A 14,102-nucleotide genomic window follows, 5' to 3' on the forward strand; every position below is an offset into this window, starting at 1 on the left:
GTGTTTGTAATCACCTTGTAAAGACAGTATCAATTCCGTTTTAAGCGAAAAAGGGTTAAAAAAAAGTAACAATTTCGCATTTTCGCAATGGAATCCACTTATTTGGTGGCCTACATCTTTATTTCATCGGTTTTTCATCGGTTTTCAACGTATGTCAAAACATGTCAAAGCATTTTCAGTCGTCATTCTGCAAATTTCTTCAAATTCCATTCCTTTCAATTCGGCCGCCGCTTCGGCGACGAGACGAACATAAGAAGACTCATTCCGCTTTCCTCGAAATGGATGCGGCGTTAAATATGGGGAGTCCGTCTCGACCAGCAAGCGGTCATTCGGGATGCGTACGAGGACTTCCTTCGGCTGCTTGGCGTTCTTGAACGTAATCGGTCCGCCAAATGAGATATAAAATCCCATGTCAAGGCACATTTTGGCCGTTTCCCAGCTTCCGGAGAACGAGTGCATGATGCCGCCCACCTCGCCGGCCTTCTCTTCGCGCAAAATCCGGACGACATCCTCATGGGCCTCCCGGTTATGAATAATAATCGGCAGCTTCAGTTCCCGCGCCAGTCCGATCTGTTCCCGGAACACGCGCTGCTGCACATCCTTGGGAGACGTGTCCCAATGGTAGTCCAGCCCGATCTCCCCAATGGCAACTACCTTCTCATGCTGTGTCAGATCGCCAAGCCACTGCATATCCTCGGGCTTCATCGTAACGGCATCCGTCGGATGCCAGCCCACGGCGGCGTAAATAAAATCGTATTTCTCCGCCAAGGCCATCGTCGTCGGGATCGTCTCCCGGTTGAACCCGACGTTCACCATTCTCGTGACTCCCTGCTCGTAGGCGCGGGCGATAATCTCTTCCCGGTCGGCGTCAAAAGCTTCATTATCTAAATGGGTATGCGTATCAAATAGCATCGAAGTCACTCCTTCTTGATGATGGTAAGCTTGTCTTCCCGAATGAACGTCCGGCTTGCTGCCGTTCGGGATCGCTTCCCGCCCTCTTAGATGAAGAGAAGGCGGCTTGTTATCCGGTCTCGCCGGACAGGAACAGCTGCCGCACATCGGCTGGGAGCGCATGCTGAGCGGCTTCCAGCTTGTCCTTCGGAAAGTAAATATAATGCTTCCCTCTCCGGATGCCGCTGATCGAGCGGACGATATCCGATTTCTTCGACAGCTCCATGACGCGTCCATACGGATCGAGCAGCAAAATATGCTGCTGCGTCGGTTCATCGCCTACCCGGTACACATCGTACGGATTGTCCGAAGGCGAATCGAACATCAAGTCGTACTCCGGGTCGAGTCCCGCTTCCGTCCAGACTTGGGACAGCCGGCGCTCTGTCGCTTTATCCAATTGATCGGTTTCAATATATTTGTATAGTTTACGCTCCATGAACCTCTCGCACAAGTCGGCCAACCGCTCATCCTTCTCCAGGCGCCATTGCATGAACGTCGTCTGCACCAGAGCTTCATCCAGCTTCAAATAATCCGCAGTTCCGATCGTCCCCTCGAAGAGCGAGGTAAGCGGCGGCAAAAAGAACTGAAACGCAAAGCCTTCCCGGTACAGCTCTGTCGCGCGCTTGAAAATATGCCGCAGCAGCATCTCGGAGCTGCGGGTCACCGGATGGAAGTAGACCTGCCAGTACATCTCGTACCGGGAGAGCAAGTAATGCTCCACCGCATGCATGCCGCTCTCCTTCACGACGATGCGATCCTTATGCGGGCGCAGAAGCCTCAATATGCGATCGAGATCGAAGGTGCCGTAATTGACGCCGGTGAAATAGGCATCCCGCAGCAAATAATCCATCCGATCGGCATCGAGCGGTCCGGATACAAGATTGACGACAATCGGGGATGCGTACGATTTGCGAATGACGGACGCGACCTTCTCCGGGAATCCGGGATCGATCCTGGCCAGTACGCGGTGGATTTCGGTATCTTCCAATATAATACGGCAAGTCCAGTCCTCGTGGAACATGCCGAACGCCTCTTCTATCGAATGGGAGAACGGCCCGTGCCCCACATCATGCAGGAGGGCGGCGCACAGAGCGAGCAGCCCTTCTTCTTCCGGCCAATCCGCATACCGGTTCCGTTCGAATTGAGAAATGATCCGGCGCGTAATCTCATATACGCCGAGCGAATGGGAGAAGCGGCTGTGCTCCGCCCCATGGAACGTGAAATAGGAAGTCCCCAACTGGCGGATACGACGCAGCCGTTGAAATTCGCTCGTATTGATCAGATCCCAGATTGTCCGATCCTGGACATGCACATAATTATGAACCGGATCCTTGAACACTTTTTCTTCTTGCAGCATCATGTTTCCCTCCTTGGTTTCATGTGACGGATGCAGCGCTGAGAGCGATTCGGCATAGCAATCGACTATAAAATGACATCCGTTCCATTTCGACATCGTTTTCACATTTGGCCAAGTTGTCGAAATTGGGCGGATGCGTCGTACCCGATTGCCATCAGGTAACATATAATACCACTAAAGCGTAAAAACGGGAATAGATACGTTGAAATCAGTTAAAAATCAGATAAAAAATTAATAAAAACCATAAATTAGCATAAAAATTATCCATTTTATAGGTTGACTAATATGGGAATGGTTGGTACGATAATAAACAGTCAATCAGAAAATTGTCGAATCATGACACATTATGTAATTAAGAGGAGAGCGTTGAATATGATGAAGTCCACTGGTATCGTTCGCAAAGTTGATGAACTGGGTCGTGTCGTTATTCCAATCGAGCTTCGCCGCACCTTGGGCATTGGTGAAAAAGATGCGCTGGAGATTTACGTGGATGGAGAGCGCATCATGCTCAAAAAATATGAGCCTGCCTGCATCTTCTGCGGCAATGCAGAGAACGTTACATACTTCAAAGGAAAAATTGTTTGCCACGAATGTATATCAGAAATCCCTCAACCTGTGACAAAATAAAAAAAATAGGTTATAATAGCACTAATCAACTTGTTAATTCTAACCTTTTTCATATCTTCCTTGGTGCCTTCATGGTTTAGAACCCGACCATGAAGGTCTTTTTTTGCCTTGGAGAGGATGTTCCGAAGGCCTACAGACCCGGTTGCCGGCTTGCGCCAACTTGCAGCCGCAGGTAACCATGCCTTAAGGCCCCGGCTTCGGGACCCTCCTGCCCGGCTCATGCGGATGAGCCGGAATCACCATTTATTCCCTTCTTCCCGCTTCTCCTGCAGCAGCGCTTCATAGATATCCCGCTTCGAGACGCCTCTGTCTTTGGCTGCCTGCTTCATGGCCTCTTTGCGGGCGATCCCCCGCTCCTCGTAATGCGCCACATGCTCCTGCTCGCTCAACTCGCTCCACCAGACGGCGTCCGCCCCGGCTCCCGGCGCGATTGCGCCTCCTTCCACGACGATGCAATACTCTCCGAGCGGAGGCTTCTCCTGGAGAAAGGCCACACAATCCGCAATCGTCCCGCGCACGAAATGCTCGTACCGCTTCGTCAGCTCGCGCGCCAGCGCGACGCGCCGCCCGGAACCGAATGCTTCGGCCATCCGTTCCAGCGTCTTCTCCACCCGATGCGGCGATTCATAAAATAGCATGGTGCCTGCTTCCGCCGCCAAGGAGGCCAGGATGTCGGAAGCCCGCTTTTTCTCCCGGGGCAGGAACCCGACGAAGGTGAACCGGTCCGTCGGCAGCCCGGAAGCGATCAGCGCGGACAACGCCGCATTCGGGCCGGGGATCGGAATGACCGGCAGCCCCGCTTCGATCGCCATCGCCGCCAGATCGGCGCCCGGGTCGGAAATCGCCGGAAGCCCGGCGTCGCTCACAAGGGCGATACGCTTCCCTTCCTGCATCAACCGGATCAGTTCGGGACCGCTGGCCTGCTTGTTATGCTCATGGTAACTGTATAACGTCTTGCCCTGAATCTCGAAGCGGCTGAGCAGCTTCCGCGTCTCGCGCGTATCCTCCGCCGCGATGATATCCGCTTCCCGGAGCATCCGCACGGCCCGGTACGTCATATCCTCCAGATTGCCGATCGGAGTGCCGACGAGATAGAGGCGTCCGCCTCCGTCCTTCTCCTCATAGCTGAATTGCTCATTGATCTCCATATGACCCATCCTTCAACTGCGGCGACTTGCCGTAATAGATATCCATTAGTTCCTGGCAATACGTATTTCCTTCATTATAAACGATTAAGGGCGGGAGAATACGCACGTCCGGCTTGCCGTCGCGCACCGCTTCGATCAGCACCATATTCGCTTCCGTTCCGATGCGCGGATGCACGAGGCGGATGCGCTTCGGCTCGACCCGATACGCCCGCATCAAGGCGATGATATCGCCCAGCCGGGAGGCGCGATGCACCATCGCCAGCTTGCCGCCCGTTCGCAGCCAGCGGGCCGACCGTGCGATCACATCTTCCAGCGTGCATGCCAGCTCGTGGCGCGCGAGCGCCTGATGCTCGCTCAGCTTCGGCTCTCCGGCCTGCAGCGGCATATAGGGCGGATTCACCGTAATCAGCTCATAGAACGGACGTTCCGCCTCCGGTTCGAACTCCTTCAGATCCCCTTCGTGAATCCGGATGCGCTCTTCCAGCCCGTTCAGCGCAACGCTGCGCCGAGCCATGTCTGCCAAGCGCGGCTGGATCTCCAGCCCTTCGATCGCGGCTCCGGTCCGTGTCGACAGCAGCAGCGGAATGACCCCGTTGCCGGTGCACAGATCCATAATCCGGCCCTTGGCCGGCACCGTGGCGAAGCGCGCCAGCAGAACGGCATCCATCGAAAAGCTGAACACCTCCGGGCTCTGAATGATGCGAAGCTCATGAGTCAGCAGATCATCAAGCCGTTCCGAAGGCTGCAGGATGACGCTCACCTTACCGTGTTCCTTCATTCTATATCGGTAACTCCTTCCTGTTTCTTGTGCTTATGGCCTATCCGATGCAGACTGGAGTATGAAGAAAAGCCGTAGGCAGGAATTCGATTCCCCATCACCTACGGCTCTCGTTATTTATTTAGGAAGGAGAGACAGAACAAGCAGTCGCCTTCCGTTCGTAAATGCCCATAATAGACGTTGCAAATATGAAAGCCTTCATGATACAGCCGCGCTAAGTTGTCGTATCCTTCGCCCACCACATTCTCCTGCTCATCCCCTTCGGCGCTCCGGGCATCCACTGCGGGTGCCGATGCTCCTTCCGCTTCGACAGGGGATTCCGGCTGCTGATCCTGATGCTCCTGATGGAGCAATTGGCGCAGCCGCTGGTTCTCCATGCGAAGGCGTTGATTCTCTTCCAGCAGCTCCTTGACGACGTATTTCAGCGCACCCAGCTCTTGATGAAGGTCTCCCATATGCGTTTCCATATCATGAATTTGCGCAAAAATGTCTTTCTTCTCCAAGTTCCCACCCCAGAGCGTGAAAAGTACGCTTCATTATTTCAATACGACGTCGTCAAAAGGAAACTCCTTCACTTTGTTGATATCCGCCAATTGAACGTGAACCTTGCGTTCACCGGCATTCAGGCCGACGACCTTGCCTTCGCCGATCGACGTGACTACCCATTTCCCTACCGCCGGAAGCTCTTCCTTGACGCTCTCATAATTATCATGCTCGTATTTCAAGCAGCACATGAGCCGGCCGCACAGACCGGAAATTTTGGTAGGATTCAACGATAAATTCTGATCTTTGGCCATCTTGATCGAGACCGGCTCGAAATCGCCGAGCCAGGACGAACAACACAGGACCCGGCCGCATGGGCCGATGCCGCCGAGCATCTTCGCTTCATCCCGCACCCCAATCTGCCGCAGCTCGATCCGGGTCCGGAACACGCTCGCCAAGTCTTTGACCAGCTCGCGAAAATCGACGCGTCCTTCAGCCGTAAAATAAAAAATAATTTTGTTCCGATCAAATGTATATTCGACATCAACCAGCTTCATCTTCAACTGATGAGCCCGAATCTTGTCCATGCAAGTCGTAAAGGCATCCTTCGCCGCCTGCCGGTTCGAATCCACCAGCGTAGCGTCGGCCTCGTTGGCAATGCGGATGACCTTCTTCAAGGGAAGTACGACATCATTCTCGCCGACCGTCTTCGGGCCGATGACGACCTTGCCGTATTCGATTCCCCGCGCCGTCTCGACGATAACGTGCTCATCCCGCTGAACCGGCCATTCCACCGGATCGAAGTAATAAATTTTGCCCGCTCGCTTGAAGCGGACGCCGACCACGTTATACAATCATGTACCTCCTTGCACTCCAACCAGAAACTGTTCAAATGCAAGCTGCGGACTGACATTGGCGCGTACCCGCTTCTGCGCTTCTGCTGCCGCGGCCATGCATCGGATCCATCCCTGCGCCGATTTCGACCAGGCTATTCTGCCTATTGCATCCAGCTGATCGCAAAAGACGAGGTTCTCCTGTCGGTTGAATTGATAATTCAGCATATCACGAAACCAGAGGTGGAACAGACGGAACAACATGTCCGTATGTTCTCCAAGCTCGGTCTTGAACACCTTCTGTTGTGCCATAAGAAGTGCCGATGACAACCGTGTCCCACACTCCTTTCCTAATTGTAACATTACGTTTCTCAGTTCTGCAAACCAATTCTGTTGGCACAGTTCCCTGCCTTCCCCTATTCCGTTGACGAGATGAACCGCCGCCCGGGCGAGCAAGGCAGAGCAGCCCTCCTCAACCAATGCATTATAGATAATCTGGGGATCCGGCGGGGTAAAAGGCACCCATTGCGAGCGCGATTGAATCGTGGGCAGCATGGCTTGTCCATTGTCCGTAATCAAGATCGCGACGATCGGGCTCATCGGTTCTTCCAAAAATTTGAGCAGGCTGTTGGCCGCCTGCACGGTCATCGTCTCCGCCTGCTCCATGATATACACTTTGCGGCCTTCCGCCTGCGTGCGGTACGAAAACTCCCGCTGAAGCTCCCTCACCTGATCGATTTTGATGCTCTGGCCTTCGGGTGAAATCACATGCACATCCGGGTGGTTGCCATGCTCAATCTTGCGGCATGACAAGCATTCGCCGCAGGCGTCGTCCGTTGCGTTCTCGCAGAACAACGCCTTCGTGAAGGTGAGCGCCGTCTGCAGCCGCCCCGTTCCCTTCGGCCCGCTGAACAAATAGGCATGCGAGACTTTACCCGAACGCAGACCGTTCTGCAATAAGGTCTTCGCCCGTTCCTGTCCGATTATTTGTTGAAACGACATCGCTTGTAAGTCCTTCCATTCCTGAACGCTGTCAAAAGCTCAAATTGATCAGCATGCCGCGGATCTCTCCGACCTTTTGCAGCAATTCGATTTTGCCTTGTTCCGTCTCCAGCAGTTCCTCCGCCAGAGCAATCAACGCCGCATCGATCTCCTCGACCAGCTTGTAGCGCTTATTGCGGCCTCGGCGATCCCATCCGCGCGAGTCGCGAAGCGTGATGCCCCGACGGACCGTATCTTCCAGGAATCGCTTCACCATATTCCGGTATTGCCGGAGTTCTCTGACGGTCATCGACTTCGCCAGCCGTTCTCCTTGACGATAAATATCCTGCAGGCGCTGCTGCAATTCATCTCTGCTCGCTTGGCCGTCCTGCTGCTGCATTATATCCGCAAATGATTTCTGCTGAATGGGCTTCGCTACCGTATCCCCAATGCGCATATCTTGGCCGAGGGGCCGGAACCCTGGATTAATCTTCACTTGTTATCCACCTGCATTCTATCATGCTCTAAATTGAGTGTTCAAAGCGGACTTTGTAGACGATTTCTAAAATTGTTCGAACCGATCAACAGGCATTACAAAGACAGTCGCACCGCCAACCTGCACTTCCACCGGAAGCGGCATATAGGAATCCGTCGTTCCGCTAAGAGGGGTAACCGGCGTCACCAATTGGTCGCGCACCTTGCAATTGTTACGGATGACGTTCAGAACCGCGCTGACTTGATCATCGTTGACACCGATCATAAAGGTCGTGTTGCCTGCCCGCAGAAATCCTCCCGTACTGGCCAGCTTGGTGGCGCGGAAATTCGCTTTCACTAACGCGCTGGACAACCGGTTGCTGTCTTTGTCCTGAACAATGGCCACAATCATCTTCATGCCTATCATCCTCCTTTGATTGGTTGAACTCATTTTACCCTAGAATTAAGAATATGGTTATTTATTTACACATGCGGGGCCCGAAATCCTGCGTTCTTCCGGATAAAATGTCGATTATTTGCTCCTGAAGCGCCGCTTCCGTCTGCGATGCATCCACGCGCACGATTCGGTCGGGGTATTGGCGGGCGAGCCGTTCATAGCCTTCCCGGACCGCCTGGTGGAAGGCCAGCCGCTCCGTATCCAGCCGGTTCACTTCGCGGGAGCGGTTCGCTCGGATGCGCTCCAGTCCCGCTTCCGGATCAATATCGAACCAGAGCGTAATATCCGGCATCGTATGATGCACGGCGAAGCGGTTGATGTCCCACACCTCTTCCATACCTATACCCCGTGCATAGCCTTGGTAAGCAAGACTGCTGTCGACGAACCGGTCGCACAGCACGATGGCTCCCCGTTGGAGTGCGGGCTCCACCCGCTCCACCAGATGCTGGCGGCGGGCCGCCGCATAGAGCAGCGCTTCCGTTCGCGGATCCATGCCGACATGCGCCGGATCGAGTATGACGCTGCGAATCTGTTCGGAGATCGCGATACCGCCCGGTTCTCGCGTTACGACGACATCGAGCCCGCGCTCCTCCAGATGCTGAGCCAGCTTGCGCATCGCCGTCGTCTTCCCGGCTCCTTCCCCTCCTTCCATCGTAATGAACCAGCCTGGCCAATCGCTTCTATTTATACTGCTCATCCTGCGTCTCCTCTTCCGTGCCGTTAATATCGTTCGCCATAATTTGTAATGTCCGGAGCGTCGGATCCCCGGCTCCGTGGCATTTTGCCCCGGCTTCCGCCAGCCGCTCAAGCTGCCGGACCACCGCCTCAGTCACGCGCTCACCGCGATAGAGCAGCGGGATCCCTGGCGGATAGGGGGTTACTGTCTCGGCTGCAACCGCGCCGACCGCTTCGCTAACCGGGACCCGCACGGTCTTCGCCCGTGCCGCATCGTACAGCGAGAACGGCACGGGGGTCGAGACGGTGGCCCCGGCAGCATTCTCGACCATGTCATTCGCCCGCACCGTAGTATATGTAGGCGCATCGCCAATGGTCACCGCCACGGCCTCCAGAGCTTGGGCCAGCCGTTCCGCATCGGCCATCGACGTGCTCAGGCTGAGCGCGGCCACCACGTACCGGGGGTCGGCCATCTCGGCCACGCAGCCATGAGCGGACAGCATGTCCAGCAGCTCGTAGCCGCTGACCCGGTCATGTCGATCCCGGAGGGCGATTTTAAAAGGATCTTGATAATGATACTCCGCCGAGCTGTCCGGTTCCGGCACCAGCTCGAACGCCGGCATCGCCTGGATTCGTTCTCGCAGCCAACGTGCCGCCTCCAGCCCGGGCTCCAGGGCGGCTGCCCCATGCCGATCCAGCCAGTAGCGGCTCAAATCGAGCGAAGCCATCAATGGATAAGAAGGGCTGGAGCTCTGCAGCATCGTTAACACCTGCTTCAGCCTGTCCCGGTCGAGGCGGGGCCCCTGCACATGCAGCATGGCGCTCATCGTCATCCCGCCCAGCATCTTATGCGTCGACTGGACGACCCCGTCCGCTCCCATCGACAGGGAGGAAGGAGGGACGGATGGGTGAAATCCGAAATGCGCCCCATGCGCCTCGTCCACCAGCAAAGGAATGCCGTGATCATGAGCAAGGCGGGCCATCTCCCTTATATCGGCACCCATCCCATAATAATTAGGGTTCGTGATCATGACCGCCTTGGCCTGCGGAAAGCGGTTCAGCGCCTCGCGAACCGTCTCCACCTCCGGCACGGCCGTCAGTCCGGTCGCCGGATCGGTCCGCGGCGTCAGGAACACCGCCGTGGCCCCCGCCAGCATCAGTCCATGCAAAATGGATTTATGGACATTGCGCTGCACAATGATAAGATCGCCCGGCCGGGTGCAACTGCTCAGGAGAAGCGCCATATTGCCCACCGTGCTTCCGCCTATCAGAAAATGCGTATCTTCCGCCCCGAAGCAGCGTGCCGCCAGTCGCTGGGCTTCCGCGATCGGACCGGTCGGATGATGCAGATCGTCCGTCCCCTCGACCTCGGTCGTATCCATGGCGAGCAGCGAAGCCATGCTGTCGAGCAGCTCCTTGCCCGGCTGAGGCCAGTCGTCCGCCATCCGGCGGTACAACTCGCCATCCTTATGACCCGGAACATGGAAGGAGGCCGAACGGCGTTCCATATAGTCAAGCATCGCGCCTGCCAATGGCGCCTGCTGATGAATGTGACGTGAAAAGGATTCTTCTCCGTTATACACCATGAAGTCTGCCCCTTCTAAAGGTTGTTCAAAAGGTCCGCTTTTGATCGCTTCAGGTTGCTGAAACCTTCTCGTTGCGGAAAACCGGCCTTTTTTGCACACTTAGTTCTTATTCCTTCATTGTAACGCAAATCGGGCAGCGCTTCATCATTCCTCTGGGAACCGACAAAAAAGAGCCCAAAAAGATTCAGGCTCCTTTGTCTGCTACCTTATACATTCATGTGCACCCACAACCGTTTTAACCGATGAATGAAAAAAGGATATTTTCGGTCCTGCACGTCGGTCTTTACCATTTCTTGTTCGCAGGAGGTGCAAATGAATTGATTGACAACCACGATGCCGTCCTCTGTTGCTTCACCGCAAATGATGCAGTGGGGCTCCTGATGTTCCATGGCCATCCCACCTTCTATAATTTTATCGTTAGTATGCCCCGAACTCTATAAAGTTATACCAGTTTCATAGTTCATTTCACATATTTATATACGTATGAAGAATGGCCGCATTTGGTGTATGTACGGTCTGTACCTCTTTTGCGCCTTCAAATCCGCCCCCGATCTTTGCCCCCTTCTACATTTTCATAGATCAAATTCCGATATATATCGTATTCCTCAATTCGTGACGCAATCAAAAGGAGGAGCTTCCTTGAGCAGTAGTGAGCGCACCTTTTACAATTATCAGCTCCTAAAGCGGGTTCGGTTCCATCGGGTATTTATGTACATGTATCTGCTGTTCGGCGCGGCCGCGCTGGCGGCCTCGATAGGAATGAGCGGTCTATGGGGAGTCGCCTACATCGGGGCTTCGTGGATCGTTATCGTCTGGATTCATTATGTAATCGCGCGTTCTATCTTCGTGATGGATCGGTATACATTCAAAAAGCGATGGATATGGAGATTCCATCTTCCCTGGATCGGCTTCCTGCCGCAGGATCAACAATTCATCAGTCTTCGTTACTGGAGAAAAATACTATGGCATACGACGCTCATCTCTTTGCTTGTCCTGCTGGTGCTTATGCCCTGGCTGCCGCTTGACCTGACCCTGCAGCTCATGTTCTGGCATCTGTGGATGATAGCGCCGCGCCTATACGCCACCATCGTTGCCCAACAGGCAAGCAAGGATGGGCTTATCAAGCTGCCGGCCGGAGAGATGTCCGTCTATAAAGCATAATATACGAAAACACCCGTTGAGGGTGTTTTTTCTTTTGGTGGGATGCCGGTACCTGCCGAACTGCATCATTTCTCTGGACACGCCTTTTTCGGAAAAACGAAATCCTGAGAAATCGCAAGAATTCGATATTCACGAATTCATCAAAACGAAATCCTGCAAAAGTGCAGGATTTCGAGATGCACCACTTCACCAAAAAGGGGATCCTGCAAAAGTGCAGGATTTTTCTCCTTTTTGCTTCAAGTGGGTGCAAATAGGAGCAAAATGATGTAGATTTGCAGGAATTCCACTGTATGTGGGCTCATTGTGCCGAAATTCCTGTAAAATTGCAGCAATTCCTCTCTACACGCTCAGTCCCAACGCTCAGCCCCAGGAAGCGACGCAACCTCCTCGATGCGATGGACCCTCTGAATGCGATCCTGCCTGAGGATGGGATTACGCCTCAAGGTACGATGACGCCTCAGGACGGGATAGACCTACAGAATCCGATGATGCCTCTAGATGCGAAGATGTCTCCTAGATAACGATTCCCCCTCCAGGATGCAATGCCATGTCCGGGTCACCGCGTTCCCTGTCATCTTCCGGATATATAGAAAAAAACCACCGACAGAAGTCAGTGGTCTTTGTCTGCTTGGCAGCGTCCTACTCTCCCGGGACCCTGCGGTCCAAGTACCATCGGCGCTGGAGGGCTTAACGGTCGTGTTCGGGATGGGTACGCGTGGAACCCCTCCGCTATCGCCACCAAACAGATAAGGTATTGTACCTTAAAAACTGAATGCGAAAGCAAAGAATCATAATCACCCGGGGTCCCCGAAAAGTAATCGGTGTTGCTGCAACGCTTCACGTCACTTTTTGGGGTGAATTTAGGATAAGCCCTCGACCGATTAGTATTGGTCAGCTCCATGCATTGCTGCACTTCCACCTCCAACCTATCTACCTCGTCGTCTTCAAGGGGTCTTACCAATGTGGGAAATCTCATCTTGAGGGGGGCTTCACGCTTAGATGCTTTCAGCGCTTATCCCTTCCGTACTTGGCTACCCAGCTATGCCTCTGGCGAAACAACTGGTACACCAGCGGTACGTCCATCCCGGTCCTCTCGTACTAAGGACAGCTCCTCTCAAATTTCCTACGCCCGCGACAGATAGGGACCGAACTGTCTCACGACGTTCTGAACCCAGCTCGCGTACCGCTTTAATGGGCGAACAGCCCAACCCTTGGGACCTACTTCAGCCCCAGGATGCGATGAGCCGACATCGAGGTGCCAAACCTCCCCGTCGATGTGGACTCTTGGGGGAGATAAGCCTGTTATCCCCAGGGTAGCTTTTATCCGTTGAGCGATGGCCCTTCCATGCGGTACCACCGGATCACTAAGCCCGACTTTCGTCCCTGCTCGACTTGTAGGTCTCGCAGTCAAGCTCCCTTCTGCCTTTGCACTCTTCGAATGATTTCCAACCATTCTGAGGGAACCTTGGGGCGCCTCCGTTACTCTTTAGGAGGCGACCGCCCCAGTCAAACTGCCCGCCTGACACTGTCCCCGAACCGGTTTCACGGTCCCTGGTTAGAACTCCGATACGATCAGGGTGGTATCCCAACGGCGCCTCCACCGAAGCTGGCGCTCCGGCTTCCCAGGCTCCCACCTATCCTGTACAGACCGTACCAAAGTCCAATATCAAGCTGCAGTAAAGCTCCATGGGGTCTTTCCGTCTTGTCGCGGGTAACCTGCATCTTCACAGGTATTAAAATTTCACCGGATCTCTCGTTGAGACAGCGCCCAAGTCGTTACGCCATTCGTGCGGGTCAGAATTTACCTGACAAGGAATTTCGCTACCTTAGGACCGTTATAGTTACGGCCGCCGTTTACTGGGGCTTCGGTTCATAGCTTCGCCTTACGGCTAACCACTCCCCTTAACCTTCCAGCACCGGGCAGGCGTCAGCCCGTATACTTCGCCTTACGGCTTCGCACAGACCTGTGTTTTTGCTAAACAGTCGCTCGGGCCTATTCACTGCGGCCCCCTCGGGCTATTCACCCTACCGGGGCACCCCTTCTCCCAAAGTTACGGGGTCATTTTGCCGAGTTCCTTAACGAGAGTTCTTCCGCGCGCCTTAGAATTCTCTTCTCGCCTACCTGTGTCGGTTTGCGGTACGGGCACCTTTACCTGGCTAGAGGCTTTTCTTGGCAGCATGAAATCAAGACCTTCGGTACTGTAATTTTCCCTCCCCGTCACAGCCCAGCCTTACGGTCAGCGGATTTGCCTACTGACCAGCCTCACTGCTTGGACGAGCATCCATCTGCTCGCGTCCCTATCCTTCTGCGTCCCCCCATTGCTCATAACGGCTACGGTGGTACAGGAATTTCAACCTGTTGTCCTTCGACTACGCCTTTCGGCCTCGCCTTAGGTCCCGACTTACCCTGGGCGGACGAGCCTTCCCCAGGAACCCTTAGGCTTTCGGCGGACTGGATTCTCACCAGTCTTTTCGTTACTCATACCGGCATTCTCACTTGTGTACAGTCCAGCAGTCCTTCCGGTCTGCCTTCCACCCGGTACACAACGCTCCCCTACCACTGCATCGACTTCACTCCAGCTTCGAAGTAT

Annotated in this window: 14 protein-coding genes and 2 rRNA genes; 2 read left to right on the forward strand and 14 right to left on the reverse strand. The window is 54.4% G+C overall.

Annotated features, from left to right (window positions below):
* Nucleotides 1-144: 144 nt before the first annotated feature.
* A complete protein-coding gene (locus ABD76_RS25495; RefSeq protein WP_197259778.1) occupies nt 145-912 on the reverse strand; it encodes a TatD family hydrolase in 768 nt (255 codons plus the stop codon).
* 109 nt (nt 913-1,021) lie between these two features.
* On the reverse strand, nt 1,022-2,308 hold the full coding sequence (locus tag ABD76_RS25500; RefSeq protein WP_197259789.1) for an HD domain-containing protein: 1,287 nt from the start codon (nt 2,306-2,308) through the stop codon (nt 1,022-1,024).
* 372 nt (nt 2,309-2,680) lie between these two features.
* On the opposite strand from ABD76_RS25500, the gene ABD76_RS25505 reads away from it, so the two are divergent.
* Nucleotides 2,681-2,935, forward strand: coding sequence for an AbrB/MazE/SpoVT family DNA-binding domain-containing protein (locus ABD76_RS25505; protein ID WP_005545514.1), 255 nt, complete (start codon nt 2,681-2,683; stop codon nt 2,933-2,935).
* Nucleotides 2,936-3,171: 236 nt separating this feature from the next.
* Here the strand turns inward: ABD76_RS25505 and rsmI are convergent, their stop codons facing one another.
* From rsmI to ABD76_RS25555, 10 genes are all read right to left on the reverse strand, one after another.
* A complete protein-coding gene (rsmI, locus tag ABD76_RS25510; RefSeq protein WP_197259779.1) occupies nt 3,172-4,083 on the reverse strand; it encodes a 16S rRNA (cytidine(1402)-2'-O)-methyltransferase in 912 nt (303 codons plus the stop codon).
* Nucleotides 4,070-4,861: a tRNA1(Val) (adenine(37)-N6)-methyltransferase gene (locus ABD76_RS25515; RefSeq protein WP_197259780.1), complete on the reverse strand. Its 792-nt coding sequence runs from the start codon at nt 4,859-4,861 to the stop codon at nt 4,070-4,072. Before ABD76_RS25515 ends, rsmI begins: the two co-directional genes overlap by 14 nt.
* 113 nt (nt 4,862-4,974) lie before the next feature.
* A complete protein-coding gene (gene yabA, locus ABD76_RS25520; protein ID WP_197259781.1) occupies nt 4,975-5,364 on the reverse strand; it encodes a DNA replication initiation control protein YabA in 390 nt (129 codons plus the stop codon).
* Between the two features lie 33 nt (nt 5,365-5,397).
* On the reverse strand, nt 5,398-6,198 hold the full coding sequence (locus ABD76_RS25525; protein WP_197259782.1) for a PSP1 domain-containing protein: 801 nt from the start codon (nt 6,196-6,198) through the stop codon (nt 5,398-5,400).
* A complete protein-coding gene (holB, locus tag ABD76_RS25530; protein WP_197259783.1) occupies nt 6,199-7,179 on the reverse strand; it encodes a DNA polymerase III subunit delta' in 981 nt (326 codons plus the stop codon). It lies immediately after the preceding gene.
* Nucleotides 7,180-7,210: 31 nt separating this feature from the next.
* Complete coding sequence (locus ABD76_RS25535) at nt 7,211-7,654, reverse strand: DUF327 family protein (RefSeq protein WP_197259784.1); 444 nt, start codon at nt 7,652-7,654, stop codon at nt 7,211-7,213.
* Nucleotides 7,655-7,720: 66 nt separating this feature from the next.
* On the reverse strand, nt 7,721-8,050 hold the full coding sequence (locus ABD76_RS25540) for a cyclic-di-AMP receptor (protein ID WP_087443251.1): 330 nt from the start codon (nt 8,048-8,050) through the stop codon (nt 7,721-7,723).
* Between the two features lie 61 nt (nt 8,051-8,111).
* On the reverse strand, nt 8,112-8,786 hold the full coding sequence (gene tmk / locus ABD76_RS25545; protein ID WP_242069812.1) for a dTMP kinase: 675 nt from the start codon (nt 8,784-8,786) through the stop codon (nt 8,112-8,114).
* Nucleotides 8,770-10,350 carry an aminotransferase class I/II-fold pyridoxal phosphate-dependent enzyme gene (locus ABD76_RS25550; protein WP_197259785.1) on the reverse strand — a complete coding sequence of 527 codons (1,581 nt, stop codon included), beginning with the start codon at nt 10,348-10,350 and terminating at the stop codon, nt 8,770-8,772. Before ABD76_RS25550 ends, tmk begins: the two co-directional genes overlap by 17 nt.
* A gap of 206 nt (nt 10,351-10,556) precedes the next feature.
* Complete coding sequence (locus tag ABD76_RS25555) at nt 10,557-10,739, reverse strand: sigma factor G inhibitor Gin (protein ID WP_197259786.1); 183 nt, start codon at nt 10,737-10,739, stop codon at nt 10,557-10,559.
* Between the two features lie 250 nt (nt 10,740-10,989).
* Between ABD76_RS25555 and ABD76_RS25560 the strand changes: the two genes are divergently transcribed.
* A complete protein-coding gene (locus ABD76_RS25560; RefSeq protein WP_197259787.1) occupies nt 10,990-11,511 on the forward strand; it encodes a hypothetical protein in 522 nt (173 codons plus the stop codon).
* 626 nt (nt 11,512-12,137) lie between these two features.
* On the opposite strand, the gene rrf is transcribed toward ABD76_RS25560, so the two are convergent.
* Together rrf and ABD76_RS25570 are read right to left on the reverse strand one after the other, a co-directional pair.
* Nucleotides 12,138-12,254 (reverse strand): 5S ribosomal RNA (gene rrf, locus ABD76_RS25565).
* 118 nt (nt 12,255-12,372) lie between these two features.
* Nucleotides 12,373-14,102 (reverse strand): 23S ribosomal RNA (locus ABD76_RS25570); the annotation flags it as partial.

This window comes from Paenibacillus dendritiformis, from assembly GCF_015845845.1.
Taxonomy (GTDB): domain Bacteria; phylum Bacillota; class Bacilli; order Paenibacillales; family Paenibacillaceae; genus Paenibacillus_B; species Paenibacillus_B dendritiformis_C.